Here is a 22,386-nt window from a genome sequence, read left to right as displayed (position 1 = left end):
GCGCGGTCATGAAAGCCTATTCGCTGGCAGTGGCGAAGCAACGCGGCATGGCGATTATCAGTGCCTTGCTGATCGCCGCGGTGGTGGCGGTGATTGCCGGCGGCATGCTCACCCGGCAAACGGTGTTTACCCGAAGCCTTGAGGCTGAGCAGTTGCGAGTGCAGGGCGCCTGGGTGCTGCACGGCGGCATCGAGATCAGCCGACATCTGCTGTGGGATGCGCGCCGGCGTGACCCGTTGACCCGTCTCGATCAGCCGTGGGCGCAGCCCTTGGTGATGGCGCGTAATGACGGCCGTGACTTGCCGTTCGAAGGCCGGCTGGAAGACGAGCAGGGCAAGTTCAACCTGCGCAACCTGGTCGCCAATGAACGAATCGACGAGGAACAACTGGTGAACTTCCAGCGCCTGTGCCAGTTGATCGGGGTCAATGGGACCCTGAGCCAACGCATCAGCCAGCGGGTGATCGCCTCCTATCCACGTCTGTTGAACCCTGAGTTGGCGGACAAAGCACCGCCGAAGAGCGGCTTTGACAGCGGCCGCGATACCTCGCCGAATGCCGTGCGCAAGCCTCAATTGCCCTCGCGCCCGATGCTGCGCAGCCTCGACGATTTGCGCAGTGTCGAGGGCGTGAATGACGCGCTGCTGGCGAAGATCACGCCTTATCTGACCATTCTTCCGGCCAATACCTGGCTCAACGGCAACACCGCCAGCGCACCGGTGCTGGCCGCCTACGTGCCGGGGCTGTCAATCGAGCGCGCCCAGGCGCTGCTCGCCGAGCGTGATGGTGGCCAGTGGTTCATCAATCGCGGGGATTTCGTCAACCGCCTGCGCATGCCAAACCTTGAGCTGGCGACCATCAAAATCGGGATCACCAGCGACTGGTTCCGCTTGCGTGGCAAGGCTCGCAGCGATCAGCGTCGGGTCAGCCTCGATGCCTTGCTGCACCGCAGTGAAGACCGTTTGCCCGAGGTGATCTGGTCACGGGTGGGCGTATGAATCAGTTGCGCATCGCCTTGCCGCCATTGGCTGATCTGACCCTCGACAGCTCGCTGGAATTCGCCTGGCTGGACCATCAAGGGCAGGTGACTCGCGAGGGCCAGAGTACCTTGCTGCAATTGGGTCAGAGCGGGAAAACCCCGGCGATTGCATTTTTTTTGCACCCTCAGGACAGCTTGTTGGCGAGCATCGATTTGCCGATTTTGCCGGCCAGCAAAACCACAGCAGCGGTGCAGTGCGCGGCGCAGGCGCTGATCCTCGGGGCCAGCGAGCAGATGCACATCGCCCATAGCCCACGAGACGAGCAGGGGCGCGTGCACATCGCATGGTTGTCCCGGGAATGGCTGAGCCAGTTCGGTCAGTTATTGCGGATGGCGCGATTGACCCTACGCGGTTTGTACTCGGGTGCGTATTGCTTGCCTGTCGCGGATGGCCCGGTAGCCTGCGTTCGGGACGGGCATCTGTTGGTGCGTCACAGCCTTCAGCACGCGGTCGTACACCCGGCGGTGGAGGAGGCGTTGAGTGATCTGTTGCTGGAGAACGGCGCCAGCGTGCAATGGATCGGCGAAGCGCTGCCGGAGGCGACGATCACACACTTACCCGCCGAACGACGCTGGACCGGTGCCTTGCCCGGATGGGGCTTGCACGGCGGAATTCAACAACGCAGTGCCGGCCAACCAGGCTGGGGGCGGGCGGCGGCCTTTTGCACGATAGCCGTGGCGGTCTGGACCTTGGGGCTGAATCTGTACGCTGCCCGTGAAGCGACGCAGGGCCAGCGACTCAAGACGCACATGAACCAGCGGGTGAAGCAGGCCTTCCCTGAGTTGCCGGTGATCCTCAATCCGCTGCAACAGACCCGTCAGCAATTGGCCGCCCGCCAGAGCGGCGCCGCGACCGACCCGACCCAGCGTTTCGCCAGCCTGGTGCTGCAGGCCGGCAGCGGCATGCCCTTCATCGCCGGCAGCGTGCAACAGCTGGTGTTTGAACAGGGCGAGTTGCAGCTGAGTTTGCTGAGCGATGCGCGCAAAACCGGCAGTGACAAGCAATGGCAAACCGCGCTGACCCAGGCCGGCGTTGCAATCAACGCCACCGAAGATGGCTGGGCCTTGCGCCCGGCCGCCGAGGCCGCGTCCAGCGATGCTGACAACGCCAGCGGAGCCGACGATGAGTAACTATTCCCTGGGGATTTACCGTGCACGCTGGCAGCACTTTAAAGCCCGTGCCCAAGTGATCTGGCAAGGCCTGGCCCTGCGCGAGAAACGCATGGTCGCGGGCACGGCGTTGGTGCTGGCTGGCTTGTTGACCTGGCTGTTGCTGATTCAACCGCCGCTGAAAAAGATCGATTACTGGCAGGCCGAAACGCCGAAGCTGCGCTCCCAAGCGGAAGCATTGGAAGTCTTGCTGCGTGAGGTGGCGCGGCCGCCTACCGCGCAGAGCCTCGAACAATCCCTGCGCCAGAGTCTCGAAGCCAGCGGCCTGGCCGGGCATTACCAATTACAGTCGCCGGACACCGCAACCCCCCAAGCCTGGCGCTTGACGTTCGACGAGGCCCCGGCAGACGCCGTGGTCGGCTGGCTGCTGGTCAATCCCCGGCAATTTTCCCTTGAGGTGGTCGAGGTTCGCTTGCAGCGCGCCGGCGAACCTCAACCCAATGACACGGCAGGCACTCTGTCCGGAACCATTCGCATGGATCAGGCGCTCGGCGCTAAGGAAGCTTCATGAAGTGGTCAGGTTCTCTGTATGCGCGTCAGTGCCGCATGGCCGCGCCGTTTTTATTGCTAGCCCTGAGCGCGTGCAGCAACACCACCATGACGCAACAGCCGCCGTTGCTGGTGGACAGCGAGTTGGGACGCCCGTTGGCCGATACCAACCGTACCGGCGATGCGTTGGCGGATCGTCAAAAAAACCAGGCGCAGTTGAAGCAGTCGCCGGGAGCGCAACATAAAATCAGCAGCCCTGGTCGAAGCAATACAGTGCCCGCTGGTAGCGCGCCAGCGAGCAATCCGTTGGGCAACCAACCGGTGACGCTGAACTTTGTCGACGTCGATATCCCGGCGGTGGTGCGGGCATTGTCGCGGTCCACCGGTCGCCAGTTTCTGGTCGATCCACGGGTCAAAGGCAACCTGACGCTGGTCTCTGAAGGGCAGGTGCCGGCGCATCAAGCCTACGACATGCTGCTGGCGACGCTGCGCATGCAGGGTTTCAGCGTGGTCGATGTCGGCGGGGTTTCCCAAGTGGTGCCGGAGGCCGACGCCAAGTTGCTCGGCGGGCCGATTTACAGTGCCGACAAACCGGCCGGCAACGGCATGCTGACCCGCACTTTTCGCCTGCAATACGAAAACGCGGTGAACCTGATCCCGGTGCTGCGCCCGATCGTGTCGCCGAACAACCCGATCAACGCCTACCCCGGCAACAACACCATCGTCGTCACCGATTACGCCGAGAACCTGTCGCGGGTGGCGCAGATCATTCAGGGCATCGACAGCCCCAGCGCCATCGACACCGACGTGGTGCAGGTGCAGAACGGTATCGCCGTGGACATTGCCGGCATGGTCTCGGACTTGCTGGAGGCGCCGGGCAACGACCCGACGCAGAAGATTTCGGTGATCGGCGACCCGCGTTCCAACTCGATCATCATCCGTGCCGGCAGCCCGGAGCGCACCGAGCTGGCACGCAACCTGATCTACAAACTCGACAACGCCCAGAGCAACCCGAGCAACCTGCACGTGGTGTACTTGCGCAACGCCCAGGCCGGCAAACTGGCCCAGGCCCTGCGCGGTTTGCTGACCGGGGAAAGCGACAGTGGCAGCAGCGACGGCGCGCGTTCGGTACTCAGCGCGATGGGCAGCAACACCGGCGGTGGCCAGAACGGGCAGAGCGGCAGCCAGAGCAGCAGCGGCACGCAAACCTCTACGTCGGGCAGCAGCACGGGCGGCAACGGCTACGGGCAGGGCACCAGCGGCTCAAGCGGCCAGACAAGCAGCGGTCAGCAGAGTGAACAGAACGTCGCCTTCAGTGCGGGCGGAGTGACCATTCAGGCCGACGGCACCACCAACACCTTGCTGATTTCCGCGCCGGAGCCGGTGTACCGCAACCTGCGTGAAGTGATCGACATGCTCGATCAGCGCCGCGCGCAAGTGGTGATCGAAAGCCTGATCGTCGAAGTCGGCGAGGACGATGCGACTGAATTCGGCGTGCAATGGCAGACCGGCAATCTGGGCGGCAACGGCGTGATCGGCGGCGCCAACCTCGGCGGCTCGGGAATCAATACCAACGCCAATACCAGCATCGACGTATTACCTCAGGGCCTCAACCTCGGCTACGTCAATGGAACGGTGGACATCCCCGGCATCGGCAAGATCCTCGACCTGAAAGTCCTCGCCCGTGCCTTGAAGAGCAAGGGCGGCACCAACGTGCTGTCGACACCTAACCTGCTGACCCTCGACAACGAAGCGGCGAGTATTTTTGTTGGCCAGACCATTCCTTTTGTCAGCGGCAGCTACGTCACCGGCGGTGGCGGCACCAGCAACAACCCGTTCCAGACTGTGACCCGTGAAGAGGTCGGTTTGAAGCTCAATGTACGGCCACAGATTTCCGAAGGCGGCACGGTCAAGCTCGACATCTACCAGGAAGTCAGCAGTGTCGACGAGCGTGCGTCCAACAGCGCGACCGCCGCCGGGATCGTTACCAACAAACGTGCGATCGACACCAGCATCCTGCTTGATGACGGGCAGATCATGGTGCTCGGTGGTTTGTTGCAGGATGGCTACAGCCAAAGCAACGACGCGGTGCCGTGGCTGTCAACCATTCCCGGGATCGGCGCGCTGTTTCGCAATGAGCGCCGGGCGATCACCAAAACCAACCTGATGGTGTTCCTGCGCCCGTACATCATTCGCGACAGCGGTGCCGGGCGCGCGATTACCCTCAACCGCTACGACTTCATGCGCCGCGCCCAGGGCGGAATGCAACCGGAACACAGCTGGGCGATGCCGGACATGCAGGCACCGCAATTGCCGACGGCGGCTCAGGGTGTGCCGGTATCGAATGCGCAGCCACGAGCGACCATTCGCGCAGTGCCGATTGAAGGGAGTACGCGCCAGTGACCAGCACACCATCCCCCTGTGGGAGCGGGCTTGCTCGCGAAAGCGGTATGTCAGTCACCATAATGCCGAATGTGCTAACGCCTTCGCGAGCAAGCCCGCTCCCACAGGGGATCTTCGGTGTGTTGCAGATCAGGGGGGTGCCATGAGTGCTTTACCCTACGCCTGGGCCAAGGCCCAACGGATCCTGCTGCGCACCGGCGAGGAGGGCGCGGTGTTGACGGTGTGCCCGTCGACGCCGGGCTGGTCGATCAGTGAAGTGCGGCGCCAGTTCGGCCCCGCGCGGCTGGAGCGGGTGCGCGACGAAGAGCTCGACGGCTTGCTCGCCAGCGCTTACGCCGACACTGGCAGCGCGGCGGCGGTGGTCGGTGCGGCGGAAAACGAGGTGGACCTCGATCGCCTGATGCAGGACATCCCGGAAATCACCGATCTGCTGGACACCCAGGACGGCGCGCCGGTGATCCGCATGATCAACGCCTTGCTCACGCAAGCGGCGCGGGACGAGGCCAGCGACATTCACATCGAACCCTACGAAAGCCATTCGGTGGTGCGCTATCGGGTCGACGGCACGCTGCGGGATGTGGTGTCGCCGCGCAAGGCACTGCACGGCGCTTTGGTGTCGCGGATCAAGATCATGGCGCAACTCGACATCGCTGAAAAACGCCTGCCCCAGGATGGCCGTATTGCCTTGCGCGTGGCCGGGCGACCGATCGATATTCGCGTCTCCACCGTGCCCACCGGCCATGGCGAACGGGTGGTGATGCGCTTGCTGGACAAACAGGCCGGGCGCCTGCAACTGGAAACCCTGGGCATGGACCCGCAGGTGCTGGCCAAACTCGACAACTTGATCCGCCAACCCCACGGCATCGTGCTGGTCACCGGCCCCACCGGCAGCGGCAAAACCACCAGCCTCTACGCCGCGCTGGCACGGCTGGACGCCAGCACCAGCAACATCCTCACCGTTGAAGATCCGGTGGAATACGACCTGCCGGGCATCAGCCAGATTCAGGTCAACGCCAAAATCGACATGACCTTCGCCCTGGCGCTGCGGGCGATTTTGCGGCAAGACCCGGACATCATCATGATCGGCGAAATCCGCGACCTCGAAACCGCACAAATCGCTGTGCAGGCCTCACTCACCGGACATTTGGTGTTGGCGACCCTGCACACCAACGACGCGGTGTCGGCGGTCAACCGGTTGATCGACATGGGTGTCGAACCGTTTCTGCTGGCGTCATCGATGCTCGGAGTGCTTGCGCAACGCCTGGTGCGACGGCTGTGTCAGCGCTGTAAGCAGGAAGACCCGGCCGCCCCCGGCACCTGGCGCCCGCTCGGTTGTGCCGCGTGCAACCATACCGGCTACAGCGGTCGTACCGGCATTCACGAATTGTTTTGCATCGACGATGACATTCGCACGCTGATCCATCAGGGCGCTGGCGAGCAGGCCTTGAGAGCCGCCGCCCGCGAGGCAGGGATGTTCAGCATGCGAGAAGACGGCGAGCGCTGGGTTCGCAGCGGTGCCACCGCACCGGAAGAAATACTTCGTGTGACACGGGACGCCTGATGAACCGCTACCGTTTTGAAGCTGCCGACGCCAACGGCAAGATCGAGGCCGGCCATCTGGAAGCCGACAGCCAGAGCGCGGCGTTCGGCGTATTGCGCAGCCGTGGCCTGACGGCGTTGTTGGTGCAGGTCGAGAGCAACACGACGGCGGGCGGTGGCAGCGGATTGTTCAGCGCCAAGCTCTCGGACAACGACCTGGCCTGGGCCACTCGGCAACTGGCGAGCCTGCTGGGTGCAAGCCTGCCATTGGAGGCCGCGTTGAGCGCGACGGTGGAACAAGCCGAACGCAAGCACATCGCCCAGACCTTGAGCGCGGTGCGAGCCGATGTTCGTGGCGGCATGCGCCTGGCCGAAGCGTTGGCGGCGCGGCCAAGGGATTTCCCGGAGATCTATCGGGCGCTGATTGCGGCAGGCGAAGAGTCCGGTGATCTGGCCCAGGTCATGGAGCGGCTGGCCGATTACATCGAAGAGCGCAACAACCTGCGGGGCAAGATTCTCACCGCGTTTATCTATCCGGGTGTGGTGGGGCTGGTGTCGATCGCCATCGTGATTTTCCTGCTCAGTTACGTGGTGCCGCAGGTGGTCAGCGCGTTTTCCCAAGCGCGGCAGGACCTGCCGGGGCTGACCTTGGCAATGCTCAACGCCAGTGACTTCATTCGCGGTTGGGGCTGGTTGTGTTTCAGTGTGATGGCGGGCAGTTTCTGGGGCTGGCGCCTGTACTTGCGCAACCCGGCGGCGCGCTTGAGCTGGCACAGTCGAATCCTGCGTTTGCCTTTGTTCGGGCGATTCGTACTGGGGCTCAACACCGCACGTTTTGCCTCGACCCTGGCGATTCTCGGTGGCGCCGGAGTGCCGTTGTTGCGTGCGCTGGAAGCGGCGCGTCAGACCTTGTCCAACGACCGCTTGAGCCTGAGCGTCAGCGACGCCACGGCCAAGGTTCGCGAGGGCGTTAACCTGGCCGCGGCGTTGCGGGTCGAGAAGGTCTTCCCGCCGGTGCTGATCCACCTGATCGCCAGCGGCGAAAAAACCGGCTCTTTGCCGCCGATGCTCGAGCGCGCCGCGCAAACCCTGTCCCGCGACATCGAACGCCGGGCCATGGGCATGACCGCGTTGCTGGAGCCATTGATGATCGTGGTCATGGGCGGGGTGGTGCTGGTGATCGTCATGGCGGTGCTGTTGCCGATCATTGAGATCAATCAGTTGGTGCAGTGAAAGCATCGTCAGATCGCCGCTCCCAGTCACACCGAAGATCAAATGTGGGAGCGGGCTTGCTCGCGAAGACTGACTCCCTGACAACAATTACTGGAATTATTTTCCACTGATCCAAGCCTCACCCGAGCCCCAATCCCGCCATCCTCGGGTTCGTCGTTCTGTCATGTACAACCACAAATCAAGCCATCCAGCCCACCCTGGACCCATCCTGCCAAACCCCCGAGCCAGACGCCCCCGCCAACACCTCCAAACACCCGAGAATTCGCCGCAAAAACGGCCTGCACCTCCCGAGGTTTTTTCCTTTCTCTGTCACCGGAAACTGCGAATTTCTACCCCATGGCCTCAGCCAACAAGCCGTCCGGATCAAGGCACTGGAGCGAGCGCCATGGCGTCATGCACGAGAAAATCACTCAACGTACGAACACGACGAAAGGAGCTTCTTCATGTTTAAGCGCACTATGATCGCAGCCTCGTTGGCTGTTGCCGCACTGGCCTCGGCCCAGTCCATGGCTGCTGTTGTGGGTGGCGGTGCAACGCTGCCGGAAAGACTCTACAACGGTGCTTCGCCACTGCCACGCTTGCTGCCAACTGACTTCAGCTACACCGGTGTCGGTAGCGGTGCTGGCAAGACTGCGTTCCTGACCAACGCTCCAGCTTCGATCGGTCAACCTGCCGGTACTCCGGTGGATTTCGCCGGTAGCGATTCGGTGCTCAGTTCTACCGAACTCACCAACTACAACACAGCCTTTGGTGCAACCTACGGCAAACTGATCCAGATCCCATCGGTCGGTACGTCAGTCACCATCCCGTATAAAAAATCGGGCACCACCAACCTGCAGCTGACCGCTGCGCAGTTGTGCGATGCGTTCTCCGGCACCAAGACCACCTGGGGTCAATTGCTCGGTACTACTGACGCCACGCCGATCAAGATCATCTATCGTTCCGGCAGCAGCGGCACCACTGAGCTGTTCGCACGCTTCCTCAACGATTCCTGCCCGACCAAGTTCTCCGTCAGCAGCACCTTCACCACCGCCAACATCGGCACCGAACCTGGCACCTGGCAAGCAGTGGCGGGTAGCGGTGACGTTCTGACGGCTGTCAACGCGGTCAATGGCGCCATCGGTTACGTCAGCCCTGACTTCATCCCTGCGCCTATCAGCAACACCGTAGTGGCTCGTGTCAGCAAAAACACCGTGGCTGCGGGCACTGCACCGCTGCCAACCCTGCCCAACACCACTTCCGCTCTGGGTACTGCCCCTGTGCCAGCGACACCGGCTGATCGGGCAAATCCGCTGAAATGGGTTCCGACCTTCGGCACCGGCGGCACCGCTGTACCGACCGGTGCCAATCAGTACCCAATCGTGGGTTACACTAACTTCCTGGTCGGCCAGTGCTACACCACGGCCGCCGACGCAACGGCTGTTCGCAATTTCCTGACCAGCCTCTACACCGGCACCAAAAACTCCACCATCAGCGCACACGCCTTCGCTGTAGTGCCAGGCACCGCCGCGACGCCGACCAACCTGGCCGGCGAAATCAAGAAAGTCTTCCTGGATGACGGCTACGGCGAAGGCACCGCCATCGCTAACGTCAGCGTCTGCAACGGTAAAGGTCGTCCGTAAGGCAAGCGTTTGAAATCACTTCGCGCGAGTACCGGCGAAGGTAATAACGATCGGCAGCGGCCTGTAGGGCGCTGCCGATTTTTTTGTGCGTGCGGTCCGCCAAGGAAAGGCGCGGCGAGCAACAACCTGTGGCGAGGGAGCTTGCTCCCGTTGGGCTGCGAAGCGGCCCCCTGAATCGGACATCGGTTCCTTGCGCCAGCCCTTGAAGTCTGTATTGGGGACGCTTCGCGACCCAGCGGGAGCAAGCTCCCTCGCCACAGGGATGGTGTTCGCTCTTGAGTGACTGGCATCAGTGCAAACCCTCTCGTCACAGGGTGCTTCTAAGTTTGTAGGGCTAGGCCTTACTCCAGCTATATGAACTTTGCGTGACAAGCGTTCGGTCCCGGCCCGCGACAACTGCCTTATCCCATATCAGCAACGCCAGCCGTTGCAGCAGCCCGTTCCTGGAATTAGTAAAAGGAAGAGTAGTGATGCCTCGCGGTAAAACCACGCCCGATCTGAATGTCACTGTGCGCTCGATGGAGCATCCGCTGTTGCGCTTGAAACCGCTGGCCCAGGCCATTGCGTTGCTGATGATCGCCGGCAGTGCCGAGGCGGCCACGGCGTTCAGTTCCAGTTGGTTCGCCGCCAAGGGCGCGGCCCTGAACAGTGGGGCTGCGCGTCCGGGTAGTTCGGTGCCGGGATCGCCACCGCCATTGGCTCAGCAGCAGCGGGTCAATCAGCAGTTGCGGCGTTCGCTGGATAACCTCAACAACACCGTGGCGGCGATTGCCGCACAGCAAGCGGCGCAAGCCGCCGGACGCCAGTTTGCCCTGGGCCAGCCGCAGAGCGTGCCCAACGGAATGGGCGATGGCGGCCTGAAGGTCGATGAAAATCCGCTGACCCGTGGCTGGACCAATGCCAATAAGCCGCTACCGAGCCAGTCCGGTGGCAAGACCACCGTGCGCATTGAGCAGACGGCCGACAAGGCGATCCTCAACTGGGAAACCTTCAACGTCGGGCGCGATACCACGGTCGAGTTCGGCCAGCAGGCGAGCTGGGCGGTCCTTAACCGGGTCAACGATCCGAACGCCCGTGCCAGTGTGATTGCCGGTCAGATCAACGCACCGGGCACGGTGATGGTGGTCAACCGCAACGGCATCGTGTTCAGTGGCAGTAGCCAGGTCAACGTGCGCAACCTGGTGGCGGCGGCCGCCACCATCAGCGATGACCAGTTCAGCAAAAACGGCTTGTACGTCGACCAGGACGGCACCCAGCCGACCTTCAGCGATGCGTTCGGCAAGGTCGAAGTACAACGCGGAGCCGTGCTGCAAACCCTGCCGGCCGGGTCTTCGACGCAATCCGGTGGTTTCGCCTTGTTGCTCGGCAGCGAAGTGCGCAACGACGGCACCCTTGTCACTCCTGAGGGCCAGACCACCCTGGCGGCGGGCGACAGTTTTTACATCCGCCGTGGCACCGGCACCGAAGGTAACCAGCAATCGACCACGCGCGGCAACGAAGTGGCCACCACCCTCAAAGCCGGTAGCCAAGCCGGTACGGTGGTCAACAGCGGGATCATCCAGGCGGCGACCGGCGACATCACGCTCACGGGGCATCAGGTCCAGCAAAACGGTGTGCTGGTCGCCAGCACGTCGGTGGATACCCGCGGCACCATCCATTTGCTCAACGCCGCCAGCGATGCCACCGGCAGCGTGACGTTGGGTCAGGGCAGCGTCAGCACCATCTTGCTGGAGCAAGGCGCTTTGGCGCTGGACAGCCAGCGTCAGGCGGCAATCAACAACCTCAACGGTGTATTGCCGAACAACGCCACAGGGCGTTTCGACAACCTCAGCAAAGTCAGTGACCGCACCGACCAGTCGCGAGTAGAAGTCGTCAGCGGCGGCACGGTGGATTTCCAGAGCGGTTCAATCACCCTGGCCACCGGCGGCCAGGTCGCGGTCAGCGCCGGCAAGCGCAGCCTGGTGCGCGATGGGGCGATCATCGACGTGTCCGGCGCCGTCGGCGTGAAAGTGGCGATGAAATCCAACAGCATCAAGGTCAACATCCAGGGCAACGAACAGCGTGATGCCTCGGGCAACCGCGAGGGCGGCGCGCTCAATAGCACCGACGTTTGGGTCGACGTGCGTGAGCTGGTGCATGTGGCCGCCGGGGTCAACGGCTATGCCACGGACCGTTGGTACACCGCCGGCGGCTTGCTGGAAGTCGGTGGCTACCTTGGCACCCGCAATCACAGCATTGGCGAATGGATGGCCCAGGGTGGCAGCCTGACCTTTGCCGGCAATGATCTGGTAACCCAACAAGGTTCGCAGATCAATCTGTCCGGCGGCACCCTCGATGTGCAAGGCGGATATGTCCGGCAAAGCTGGCTCAAGGGCGCCAATGGCCGGTTGTATGAAGTGTCCAGGGCGCCCGGTGATCTGCTCTACACCGGCGTCTATAAAGGCTATGAAGACCACAGTGAACGCTGGGGCCAGATCGACTATTTCTACAACCCGCTGATTGCTCCGCGTCAGCGTTACGAAAATGGCTACAGCGTGGGTCGTGATGCCGGGCAACTGGTGGTCGCAACGAATAACTCGGTGCTCGAAGGCGAGTTGGTGGGCAAGACCTTCCAGGGCGACCGACAAACCCAGGCGCCCGCGTCCGGGCTCGATGGTTACCAGCAATCCCAGAACAGCGCCGCCCGTAACGCGATATTGGCCATCGGCAGCTACGTGCCACGTTACCTGCAAAGTGCCGGCACCTTGAACTATCAATTGGGCGCGGTGCTGGACAAAGTCACACTGAGCAACGAACAAGGTCCGGATAGCGAGTCCATCGACCTGAACGATGCCGTAACCGCCGACCGTGAAGGCAGTCTGTCGCTGAACAGCCGCCTGCTCAACGACTTCGAACTGGGTGCGATCAAAGTCGCTGCCAAGGACCGGATTGTGGTCGATGGCGCCCTGCAAGTGACCCCCGGTGGTGACATCACCCTATATGGCCCGCGCATTGACGTGAATGCCGACCTGACCGCCCGCAGCGGTAACATTCGGGTGGGCAACGTGCTCAATCAACTGAATCTGAGCAAGATCGAAGACACGCTGTTGAGTGCGCCGACGGGCAGCCGTGCAGCAGTGGTGATAGCCAAGGGGATCCATCTGGATGCCAGTGGCCTGTGGCGCAATCAATCGTTGAGTGAAGTGGACAGCGATGGCGTGGCGTATCGCGCCGGTGGCACGGTGTCGCTTCGCAGCAGCGATGACTTGCTGCTGCAGCAGGGTAGCCTGATTGACGTGTCGTCTGGCGCGACCTTGCTCAGTAACAACAAATTGCTCGGCGGTCGCGGTGGCGATATCACCCTGGCGGCGAACGCCAACAGCACCGGTTCCAGCGGCCAGTTGTTGATTGGCGCCGAGCTGTTGGGTTACGGCGTCGACGGTGCCGGCACCCTGGATGTTCAGGCCGGCAAGGTGCAAATTGGTCGACCGCTGGACACGGTGGATGACAGCATGCTGGTGTTGGCGGCGGATTTTTTCACCAAAGGTTTTGGCCAGTACCGAATCGCCGGCAACCAGGGCCTGACGGTGCTGACAGGTACGCAGGTTGATGTCACCCGCCCGGTGTATCGCCTGCGCCCGGACGTGCAGGGCAACGGCAGCCTGTCGACCGGACAATTGCTGGAGGTCTGGACGCCCGAGCAATACCAGGAAGATTCGATCAAAGGCGTGCTGACCCAGCGTGGCGGCGCGAACCTGAGCCTGAACGCCGGTACATTGCTGTCGCCATTGGCCGACCGACCGAACGTCAGCCTGACGATCGAAGAGGGCGCGGTGCTGAGCGTCGATCCGGGGCAGGCGTTGAACCTCGCCAGTATCGGCCAGTTGACCGTCAACGGTCAGCTCAACGCCTGGGGTGGGGCGGTGAGCTTGAGCCAGCTCAACCCGAAAATTATTGAGACAGGCCTGGACGAGGCGGCGCATCAACGCTCGATCCGCGTGGGTAGTAGCGGTCTGATCGATGTGTCGGCACGGGCAGTGACGGCGATCGATTTCCAGGGACGGCGATATGGCCGCGTGGGGGCGGGCGGCAGCATTGTCATCGGCAGCGAAATCAACACCGACCAAGGCACAGCCAAGGCGCCGGACCTGTTCGTGGTGCTGGAGCAGGGCTCGCGACTGCTGGCCAACGGTGCCCAGGCGCAACTGGATATCCGTGACGAGGGCGCGCGGTCGATTGCCGGTGCTGGCGGCAAGATTGCCTTGAGTTCCAACAATGGTCTGATTATCCATGGCCAGTTCAGCGCGGCCTCGGGTGGCGCGGGTGCGGCGGGCGGCAGCTTGTCGGTGGCGCTGGAAAGCGGGTTGTACCTCGATGGCACGATTGATAACGCGGTGCTTGCCCCACGGGAGTTGATCCTGTCGCAAGGGCCAAGCGCTGCGGCCGATCCATCGGCGCCGCTGGCCTATGGGCAGGGACAATTGGATGTGCAGCGTATTATCACGGGCGGTTTCGACAACCTGTCGCTGTTGAGCAACGGCATCCTGTCGTTTGACGGTGATGTGAACCTGAGTCTCAAACAAAGCCTGAGCCTGTATGCCGGCTCGCAGGCGTTGACGGAAAATGCCCCCGGTAACAGTCGTGTGTCGTTGCAGGCGCCGTATTTGCGGCTGGCCGGTGCAACGGCCAGAGGGACGGATGTCGCCACCCGTCCGACGGTGAAAGGTGGCTTGTCCACCCAGGACAGCCAAGCGCAATTGCAGTTAAGCGCCGATCTGATGGAGGTGCGCGATGAGGTCACCTTCGGCGTCCACGGTTCGCTGCAGCAAAATCAGGAGCTTGACGTTTTGGTCGATCGCCGGGGGTTCGCGCAAACCACCTTGCGCAGTGAAGGGGACCTGCGCTTTCTCGGTGCGACGGCGCTCAACGCCGGTGGCGTGACACTACTGCAAAGCAACGCCGATCTTGACCTCTTGGCGGCACAGCTTTACCCGGTGACCGGGGCCAACGCGAGAGTCCAGACCACCACCGAGTCGACCCTGACCATCGGCCGCACCACCGACACGGTGCCGACCGTACCGTATTCGGCGTTCGGCCAGTTGACCTTCGATGGCGGCATCATCCAGCAACGCGGGGTCGTTCGCGCGCCGTTCGGCCTGCTGACCTTTGGCATTGACCAAAACGTACTGCAAAACCTGTCGTTCCTGCCCGGCAGCCTGACCTCAGTCAGTGGCGAGGGCTTGCTGATGCCTTACGGCGGCACGATCGATGGCTTGACCTATCAGTACAACGGCAAAACCGTCGAGTTGATCGGCGTGGGTGGCAGTTCTGGCTTAAGTGTGCTGACGATGGGCATTTCACTGAAAAGCCCGCGTATCGATGTGCAACCGAACGCGCTACTGGACCTGTCCGGTGGTGGCGAGTTGACCGGGGCCGGGTTTATCTCCGGGCGCGGCGGTTCCACGGACGCCCGTTACAACCCGCTGGTGCAAAACGGTGTGGATGGGCGCTTTACCTTGCCGGGGCTGTCGACCAACCCGGTGTACGCCATCGTGCCGGGTAATGCCTCGGCTTACGCACCTCTGGCGGGCGAAAGCGGGGTGGAGGATCCGGTGATCGGCCAGCGCATTACCCTCGATGCCGGAGTGCCGGGGTTGCCGGCCGGCACCTACACCTTGATGCCTGCCAGCTATGCGTTGCTGCCCGGCGCATTCCGTGTCGAGCTCAATGGCCTGGCCAGTGCCGGCGCCCTGAGCAAGAGCCTGGCCATGCGCAACGGTTCGTGGGCCACCTCGGGGCGTTTGTCGATTGCCAATACCGGGATTGCCGATCCGTTGTCCAGCCAGTTGATCGTCACCTCGGGGGATGTGCTGCGTCGTTACTCGCAGTACAACGAAACCGGTTACGCTGCGTTCGCCAAGGCTGATGCCGCGCTCAAGGGGGTGCCACGGCCGATGATCGAGGCTGACGGCAAGACCTTGCTGCTTGGTTTCGTCGAAGGTGCGAGTGCTGATCCATCGCAAACCTTCAGTTTCAAGGGGCAAGCCGATTTCACACCAGGCAAGGACGGGCTAGGCGGCGCCGTTGGAGTTATCAACAACAGTAATCTTGAAGTGTTGGCGGTAGGGCAGGCAGCTACACAGGGGTTCGATGGGTCGTCGATCTACGCCAGTGAACTGAATGCCCTCAAGGCGCCGCGACTGGCCATTGGTGCATTGCCGGGCGTGCAATATGGTCAAGGCGGCAATCTGGTGAGCTTCAACGCCAGGTTGCAAAATATTTACCTGCGTCAGGGCGCGACGCTCAGGGCCGGGGAAGTATTCCTGACGACGCGAACAAAAAACGTCGATGGCATCGTTATCGAACAAGGCGCGAGTATCAATACGCTGGGGCAAGGTAAAGCACCTTACGACTCACGTAGCGGCTTTATTTATGATCCAGGCCAATACGCTCTTCTGGCGGTTTCCAATGGCTGGCTGGATGTGCTGCCTCCGACCTCTACCGGCCCCCTTGACTTTGACGGTCCGAGTCCGGTCAGGATCGGCCTGTGCACTTCTCTGGCCTGCACCGGCACCACGGAGTTGTACTCGGAGGGCTCGATCACCGTGGCCACCGACAATACCTTCAGCCTGGATGACTCGGTACGCTTCGGCACCCGTAACCTGATTCTGGCGGTGGGCGGGGTCAATATCGGTTCGGCCCAGGCGCTGGCCGCCGCGCAGCAACGCAATGCCTTGCCCCAGGGCCTGACACTCAACCAGCAAGTGCTCGACCGGCTGTTGCGCGGTGACACCAGTAAAGGCGCGCCGGCCCTGGAAAACATGGTGCTCAACGCCAGGGATTCGGTGAACTTCTACGACAGCGTAGAGCTCAACACTTTCGACCAGAACGGCCAGTCGCGCTTGCAGCGTCTGGTACTCGGCACCCCGGCCATCTACGGCTATGGCGCGGCGAGTGACCGGGCGACGATTCGCACCGGCACCCTGATCTGGAACGGCACCACCACCTCGCCGGCGGCACCGATTGCCAATGGCGCGGGCACCGGCAGCGGTCTGCTGGACATTCTGGTCGATACCCTGGAATTCGGTTATGGGCCGAGCAGCCAGGCCAAGAACGATGACCGCCAGCGTCTGACCCTGGGCTTCAACCAGGTCAATCTCACCGCGACCCAGCGCATCACCGCCAACCATACTGGCGGCTTAAGTGTGTATCAGGCACAAGGCAATTACATCGCCGGCAGCGGCTTTACCTACAGCGGCGGCAACCTGCAGGTCAACACGCCGCTGTGGACCGGTGAAGCCGGTTCGGTCAACCGCATCAAGGCCGGCGGAGCGATCACCGTGTCGGGGATTGCCGGGCTTGGCGCCGGGGTCGTCGATGCGTCGGCGCTGGGGGCGGAACTGGCCCTCGAAGGCCAGAATCTGTACATCGACAGCACCTTCCAATTGCCGAGCGGCAAGCTGACCCTGGCCAGCAGCGGCGGCCTGACCCTGGGTGATGCGTCCCGGCTGGATCTGGCCGGGCGAGAACTGACGCTCAACGATGTCGTGAAATACAGCTGGGGCGGTGACCTGATCCTCAAAAGCGAAGCCGGCACTGTTCGCCAGACCGCCGGGTCGGTCATCGATTTGAGTGCGCGTAACAACAACGCCGGGCTGTTGAGTGCCTATGCGTTGAACGCTGCGGCAGGTCTGGTGGACTTGCAAGGGCAAATCCTCGGCAGCGCCAGCGGTAACTACAACGCTGGCGGTACGCTGGTGCCTTACGCGGCGGGCGGGGTGGACATTCGTGCGCAAAGCGTGGGTGATTTCGCCGCACTGAACCAGCGCCTGAACCGCGACCAGGTGTTCGGCTCGCGCAGCTTCCAGCTCAAGCGCGGCGACCTGGTGATTGGCAGTGAATTGAAGGCCAATGAAATCAACGTGTCGGTGGACAACGGTAGCCTGACGGTGGTCGGCACTGTCGATGCCAGCGGTCGTCAGGTGGGCAGCATTCGTCTGGCGGGCAAGACCGGGTTGACCCTGGCCAACAACGCGGTGCTGGATGCCCACGGCACGCAACTGCGGGTCGACAGTTACGGCAAGATCATCGACTCGCCAAACCGTGCATCGGTCGAGCTGGCGGCTCAGGACGGTCCGCTGGTATTGGCCAGCGGTGCGCGGATCGACCTGCGTCACGGCACGGATGCCGCGTCCGGTACCGGGCCGGGGCAAAATGATGGCCGGATGCGTGGCACCCTCGAACTCAACGCCCCGCGCCTGGGTGGGGCGATCGCGGGTGACATCGACGTCGACGCCCGAGGTCCATTGACCATTCAGGGTGCGCGTTCGATTGTGCTCAACGCGGTGCAACGCTACAGCGATGCGCCGCCCGGTACTGGCGTGGGGGCTGATCGCAAGCCGTTTCAGGAAATCAATCAGGCCTACCTCGATGAAAAACACGGCGACAGCACAAACTTCATCAACGCGGCACGGGTCAATACGGGGCTGCTCAACGGCAAACTCGCCGGGCTGAACAACGCCACTTACGCCGATGCGTTCCACTTGCGTCCCGGCGTGCAGATTGTCAGTGCTACCCCTGATGGTGACATGGTGATTTCCGGTGATATCGACCTGTCCGGTTATCGCTACGCCAGCCTTAATCCCCACAGCCAGCAAACCGGCGTCTACGGTTCCGGCGAACCGGGTAGCCTGGTGATTCGCGCCGGTGGCAACCTGGATGTTTTCGGCAGTGTCACCGACGGTTTCATGCCGCCCGCCCCGGCGGTTGCCGCCGATCGCTCTGACGGCAACGGCTGGCTGTTGATCCCCGGCAAGCAGCCGTTCGGCGCTGATCTGGTGGTGCCTCGCAGTGGAGTAGAACTGGCCGACGGTACCCAGTACCCGGCCGGCAGCGTGCTCAACTATGACCTGCCGTTCCAGGCCATGACCATTAGTGCGGGCACTTTATTGCCCAACGCACTGGAACTGGGTACGGAGCTCAATCTGGCGGCCGGCACTTTGCTCGGCGCTGCCGTGCGCGATAGCAATGGCAACGTGCTGTACGCCGCCGGGACGATTCTGAAGGAGGCAGTGACCTTGCCGCCTAAAACACGTCTGGACGCTGGCAGCCGCTTCAACGTGGCGGTGGCGGTGCAGGCTGGTGTCTGGCCCAAAGGCGTGGCTTTGCCGGATACAGGTCTGGTGCAGTCGGGTGTGAACATCCTGCCCGTCGGTGGTCTGATCCCGGCAGAAACCGACGTGAAGCTGGCCGACGGCACGGACCTGATCGAATTACGCCCCAGCGTCAATGGCCAACAGGGCAGCAATTGGGCGGTGGCGACCCTGCTGCCGGACGGTTCGTTGTCGTGGTCGATGCGTTTGGTAGCTGGCGCCGATACGCAGGCGGCGGATACTCGCCTTACGCGGGTGGATGGCAGCGAAGGGCATTTGCGACTGGCGGATGGGCATTACATGGCCAAGCGTGAACTGATTGGCGGTGTCATGCCAGGCACCGGACTGGTCTGGGGGCCGGACAACTATCTGGGATACCCCGAGGGCACCCCGATCCTGCCGGAGGAACTGTTCTGGTGCGAGCTTTTTCCTGACTCCTGTGTCGCGGTCGCAGCACCTGAAGAACCAGCGCCGGGACCGACCACCAAAGTGACTCCGCAAACCCAACTGTTCAGCGTGTTGCGTACCGGCACCGGCGATCTGGACCTGCTCAGCGCCGGCGATTTCAGCATGCAATCGCTGTTCGGCGTGTACACGGCAGGCATCCAGTCGGCTTCGCTCGCCAGCGGTGCCAGTGATCCCTATCAACAAGCCCGTGGTCACGGGGCCAATGGCGTATTGGGTGCCGATGCCAGTGCTTACGAATTCCTGACCCAGGGCGCGAACTACCAAGCCTGGTATCCGGAGCAGGGCGGTAACCTGCGGTTGAATGCAGGTGGGCAACTGCAAGGCGATACACTCGGGCGCAAGATGGACGAAAATGGTACCCGTCCCCAGTTTGGGTCCGCGGCAGTGGGTAACTGGTTGTGGCGCCAGGGCATGGGCAACGGTTCGGATATTCCGACGGCCTGGTGGATCAACTACGGCACCTTTGTCGCACAACCCAGCGGTGACCCGGCGCTGGTGGGTTTTACCGGTATCGGTACGCTGGGCGGCGGTAATCTTGATGTCAGTGCCGCCGGTGATGTGGGTCTATTGGGTTATACCGGTTCGACAAATTCATCGATTGTGCAGCGTAGCCAGGGCATCACCCTGGCCGTGGGCAGCACCGGTCGGGTGGCCAGTGATGGCAGCCTCGTCTTGACCGGCGGTGGCGACATGCAGGTGCGCATAGGCGGTCGGCTTAACCCGTCGGCGCCGGCCCTTGCCGCCGCCAACGGTTCAACCGCCGACCTCAAGGGCACCCTGGTCAACCTGCGCGGTGCGCTGCAATTGCAGGCCGGTGCCGTGGGTGCGCTGGACCTGCGCTACGGTAGCAATAGCGTTTACCAGGACCCGAAAGAATCCCGGGCCTATGACACCTATGCCTCGACCCTGGCCTCTGCACAAGGTGGTATGACAGTGGTGGCCGGTGATACCGGTGTGCAACTCAACAGCCGCGGCGATCTGGTGCTCGATGGCGTGGGTGACCCTGGGCGTCTGGAGATGAAGAACTCTACGGGATACACCGATGCATCGGGTACTCACCAAAACGGGGGCGGTTACAGCGGCTTCTCGTTGTGGACGCCGAACACCGCGATCGATCTGTTCAGTGCCGGCGGCAACCTGACGCCGTTCCTGAAGACTGAAGCCAACCCAAGCCTGAACACCCCCCGCACGGGCGGTCGCATGTTCTATCCGTCGATTCTGCGGGCGGTGGCGGCTAATGGCAGTCTGTATTACGGCGCTTCGGCAACTGGTCTTAGCGGTGACTCGTCGACTTACTCGCTGATGACCGCACCCTCGGCCAATGCCGAACTGCAACTGATTGCCGGCGATTCGATCTACGCCGGCGGTTATGCGGTGACGCAATCCGGCGGGGATCCGGCGCGGATACCCACGCCGTTCAATCCGGTATTCGTAGGGACAAATTCGGCCGGGGGTAACGGCTATAGCAACTTCAGTGCAGATGTTTACAAGGGCGATTTCAATAGCTTCCCGCTGTTCACCTTTGGCGCCAACACCTTCACCAACATGGACTGGCCGGAGCGTCAACCGGTGCGTTTCTACGCCATCAACGGCGACATCGTCGGTTTGCGCACGGGGGAGATCCTGCGCTACCCGGATTTGGGCAACGAAGTGCGCTATGAGGGCAGTGGCCCGCTGCGGGTGATGGCCGGTCGGGATATCGTCAATGCCGGCGTGCCCTTGGGTCTTTACACCAACGTGCCTTTGGAAGTCAGTGGCAACGCTGGGGGGCAATCCACCGGCAACCTGATCGTCCACAGCCGGGCCGATGACATTTCCCTCGTCTCCGCCGGGCGTGACATTCGCCTGAGTACATTCAACGTCGCCGGCCCCGGTTTGCTGGAAGTGACCGCCGGCCGCAACCTGTACGGTGCTGGCTCGGGCGTGGGAAATGTTTATCAGGAAGGTGGTTTCAACAGCATCGGCAATGTCGATGCCCGTTCCACGGTCAACGACGGTGGTGCATCGATTGCGCTGGTGGTCGGCACCGGTGCCCAGGGGCCGAATTACCAAGGCTTGCTGAGCCGGTATCTGGGGCCGGGCGCGCTCAAGAACTACAGTGCCGAACTGGCCCGGTGGCTGACCGAGCGCTTCGGGTTCATCGGTAATGACGATCAGGTCGCTGCCTGGTTCGCAGCATTGCCCGCCGAGCAACAACGGGTGTTTGCCCGCAAGATCTACTTCGCTGAGTTGAAGGCCGGTGGCCGTGAATACAACGAAGTGGGCGGCGTGCGCGAAGGCAGTTACCTGCGCGGTCGCGAGGCGATCGCAGCGTTGTTCCCTGAGAAGGATGTGGCCGGCAACACCATCAACTACGACGGCGACGTAACGCTGTACGGTGGCGCCGGTATCCACACTGATTTCGGTGGCGACATCCAGGTGCTGACACCAGGCGGACGGCAGATCTATGGCATCGAGGGCGCGGCACCGCCATCCACGGCGGGGGTGATCACCCAGGGTTCCGGGGATATTCAGTTGTATTCCAGGGACAGCATCCTGCTCGGCCAGAGCCGGATCATGACCACCTTCGGCGGCTCGATCTTCGGCTGGTCGGCGCAAGGCGACATCAACGCCGGTCGCGGTTCGAAAACCACTGTGGTCTACACGCCGCCCAAGCGCGTGTATGACACGTGGGGCAACGTGACCTTGTCGCCATCGGTGCCGAGCACCGGTGCGGGGATCGCCACGCTCAATCCGATTCCGGAAGTGGCGCCCGGCGATATTGACCTGATCGCGCCGCTGGGCACCATCGATGCCGGCGAGGCGGGGATTCGGGTGTCGGGCAACGTCAACATCGCGGCATTGACCGTGGTGAACGCGGCGAACATTCAGACCCAGGGCAAGTCGACCGGTGTGCCGATGACCGCTTCGGTGAACACCGGGGCGATCACCTCGGCCAGTTCCGCGGCGTCGTCGGCCACGCAAGCGGCGGAGGACGTGGCGCGTCAGCAGCAGGCCGCGTCGCGGCAGAACCAGGCGTCGGTGTTTACCGTGCAGGTGTTGAGTTTCGGTTCCGAGCAATTGGCGCCGACCCGCGATGGCGCGAGCCGGGCGCCGGAAGCCGGGTACAACCCGAACAGCCCGGTGCAGGTGTTGGGGGCCGGGGCGCTGGATGAATCGGCGCGGCAGCGGTTGACCGAAGAGGAGCGGGGCAGCCTTACCTTATAGGACTCTCGTTGTAATTTTGGGCGACCGTTGGGTCGCCTTTTTTTTTGCTCTTGGTGTGCAACTGAAACTCGGCATGGCCGGATTCCAT

The 22,386-nt window shown here is 62.6% G+C and carries 8 protein-coding genes; all 8 read left to right on the top strand.

The annotated features are described in order from the left end of the window. Positions 1-8: 8 nt before the first annotated feature. The gene (gene gspK, locus MEB48_RS22195) at positions 9-995 is read left to right on the top strand and encodes a type II secretion system minor pseudopilin GspK (RefSeq protein ID WP_237886037.1); all 987 of its coding nucleotides are present in this window, start codon (positions 9-11) and stop codon (positions 993-995) included. Further along, on the top strand, positions 992-2,167 hold the full coding sequence (gene gspL, locus MEB48_RS22190; protein ID WP_237886036.1) for a type II secretion system protein GspL: 1,176 nt from the start codon (positions 992-994) through the stop codon (positions 2,165-2,167). Before gspK ends, gspL begins: the two co-directional genes overlap by 4 nt. After that, the gene (gspM, locus tag MEB48_RS22185; protein WP_237886035.1) at positions 2,160-2,717 is read left to right on the top strand and encodes a type II secretion system protein GspM; all 558 of its coding nucleotides are present in this window, start codon (positions 2,160-2,162) and stop codon (positions 2,715-2,717) included. The genes gspL and gspM overlap by 8 nt, the downstream gene beginning before the upstream one ends. Beyond that, positions 2,714-5,098 carry a type II secretion system secretin GspD gene (gspD, locus tag MEB48_RS22180; RefSeq protein ID WP_237886034.1) on the top strand — a complete coding sequence of 795 codons (2,385 nt, stop codon included), beginning with the start codon at positions 2,714-2,716 and terminating at the stop codon, positions 5,096-5,098. The genes gspM and gspD overlap by 4 nt, the downstream gene beginning before the upstream one ends. 142 nt (positions 5,099-5,240) lie before the next feature. Then, positions 5,241-6,659 carry a type II secretion system ATPase GspE gene (gspE, locus tag MEB48_RS22175; protein ID WP_237886033.1) on the top strand — a complete coding sequence of 473 codons (1,419 nt, stop codon included), beginning with the start codon at positions 5,241-5,243 and terminating at the stop codon, positions 6,657-6,659. Continuing rightward, entirely contained in the window at positions 6,659-7,870 is a 1,212-nt protein-coding gene (gspF, locus tag MEB48_RS22170; protein ID WP_237886032.1) for a type II secretion system inner membrane protein GspF, read from the top strand. The genes gspE and gspF overlap by 1 nt, the downstream gene beginning before the upstream one ends. Positions 7,871-8,313: 443 nt before the next feature. Then, positions 8,314-9,492, top strand: coding sequence for a substrate-binding domain-containing protein (locus MEB48_RS22165; protein ID WP_237886031.1), 1,179 nt, complete (start codon positions 8,314-8,316; stop codon positions 9,490-9,492). A gap of 470 nt (positions 9,493-9,962) precedes the next feature. Beyond that, positions 9,963-22,298: a filamentous haemagglutinin family protein gene (locus tag MEB48_RS22160; protein ID WP_237886030.1), complete on the top strand. Its 12,336-nt coding sequence runs from the start codon at positions 9,963-9,965 to the stop codon at positions 22,296-22,298. Positions 22,299-22,386 lie beyond the last annotated feature (88 nt).

Source organism: Pseudomonas sp. PGPR40, from assembly GCF_022014505.1.
Taxonomy (GTDB): Bacteria; Pseudomonadota; Gammaproteobacteria; order Pseudomonadales; family Pseudomonadaceae; genus Aquipseudomonas.
The sequence above is the reverse complement of the archived record's forward strand: the minus strand, read 5'-3'. Positions and strand labels throughout refer to the sequence as shown.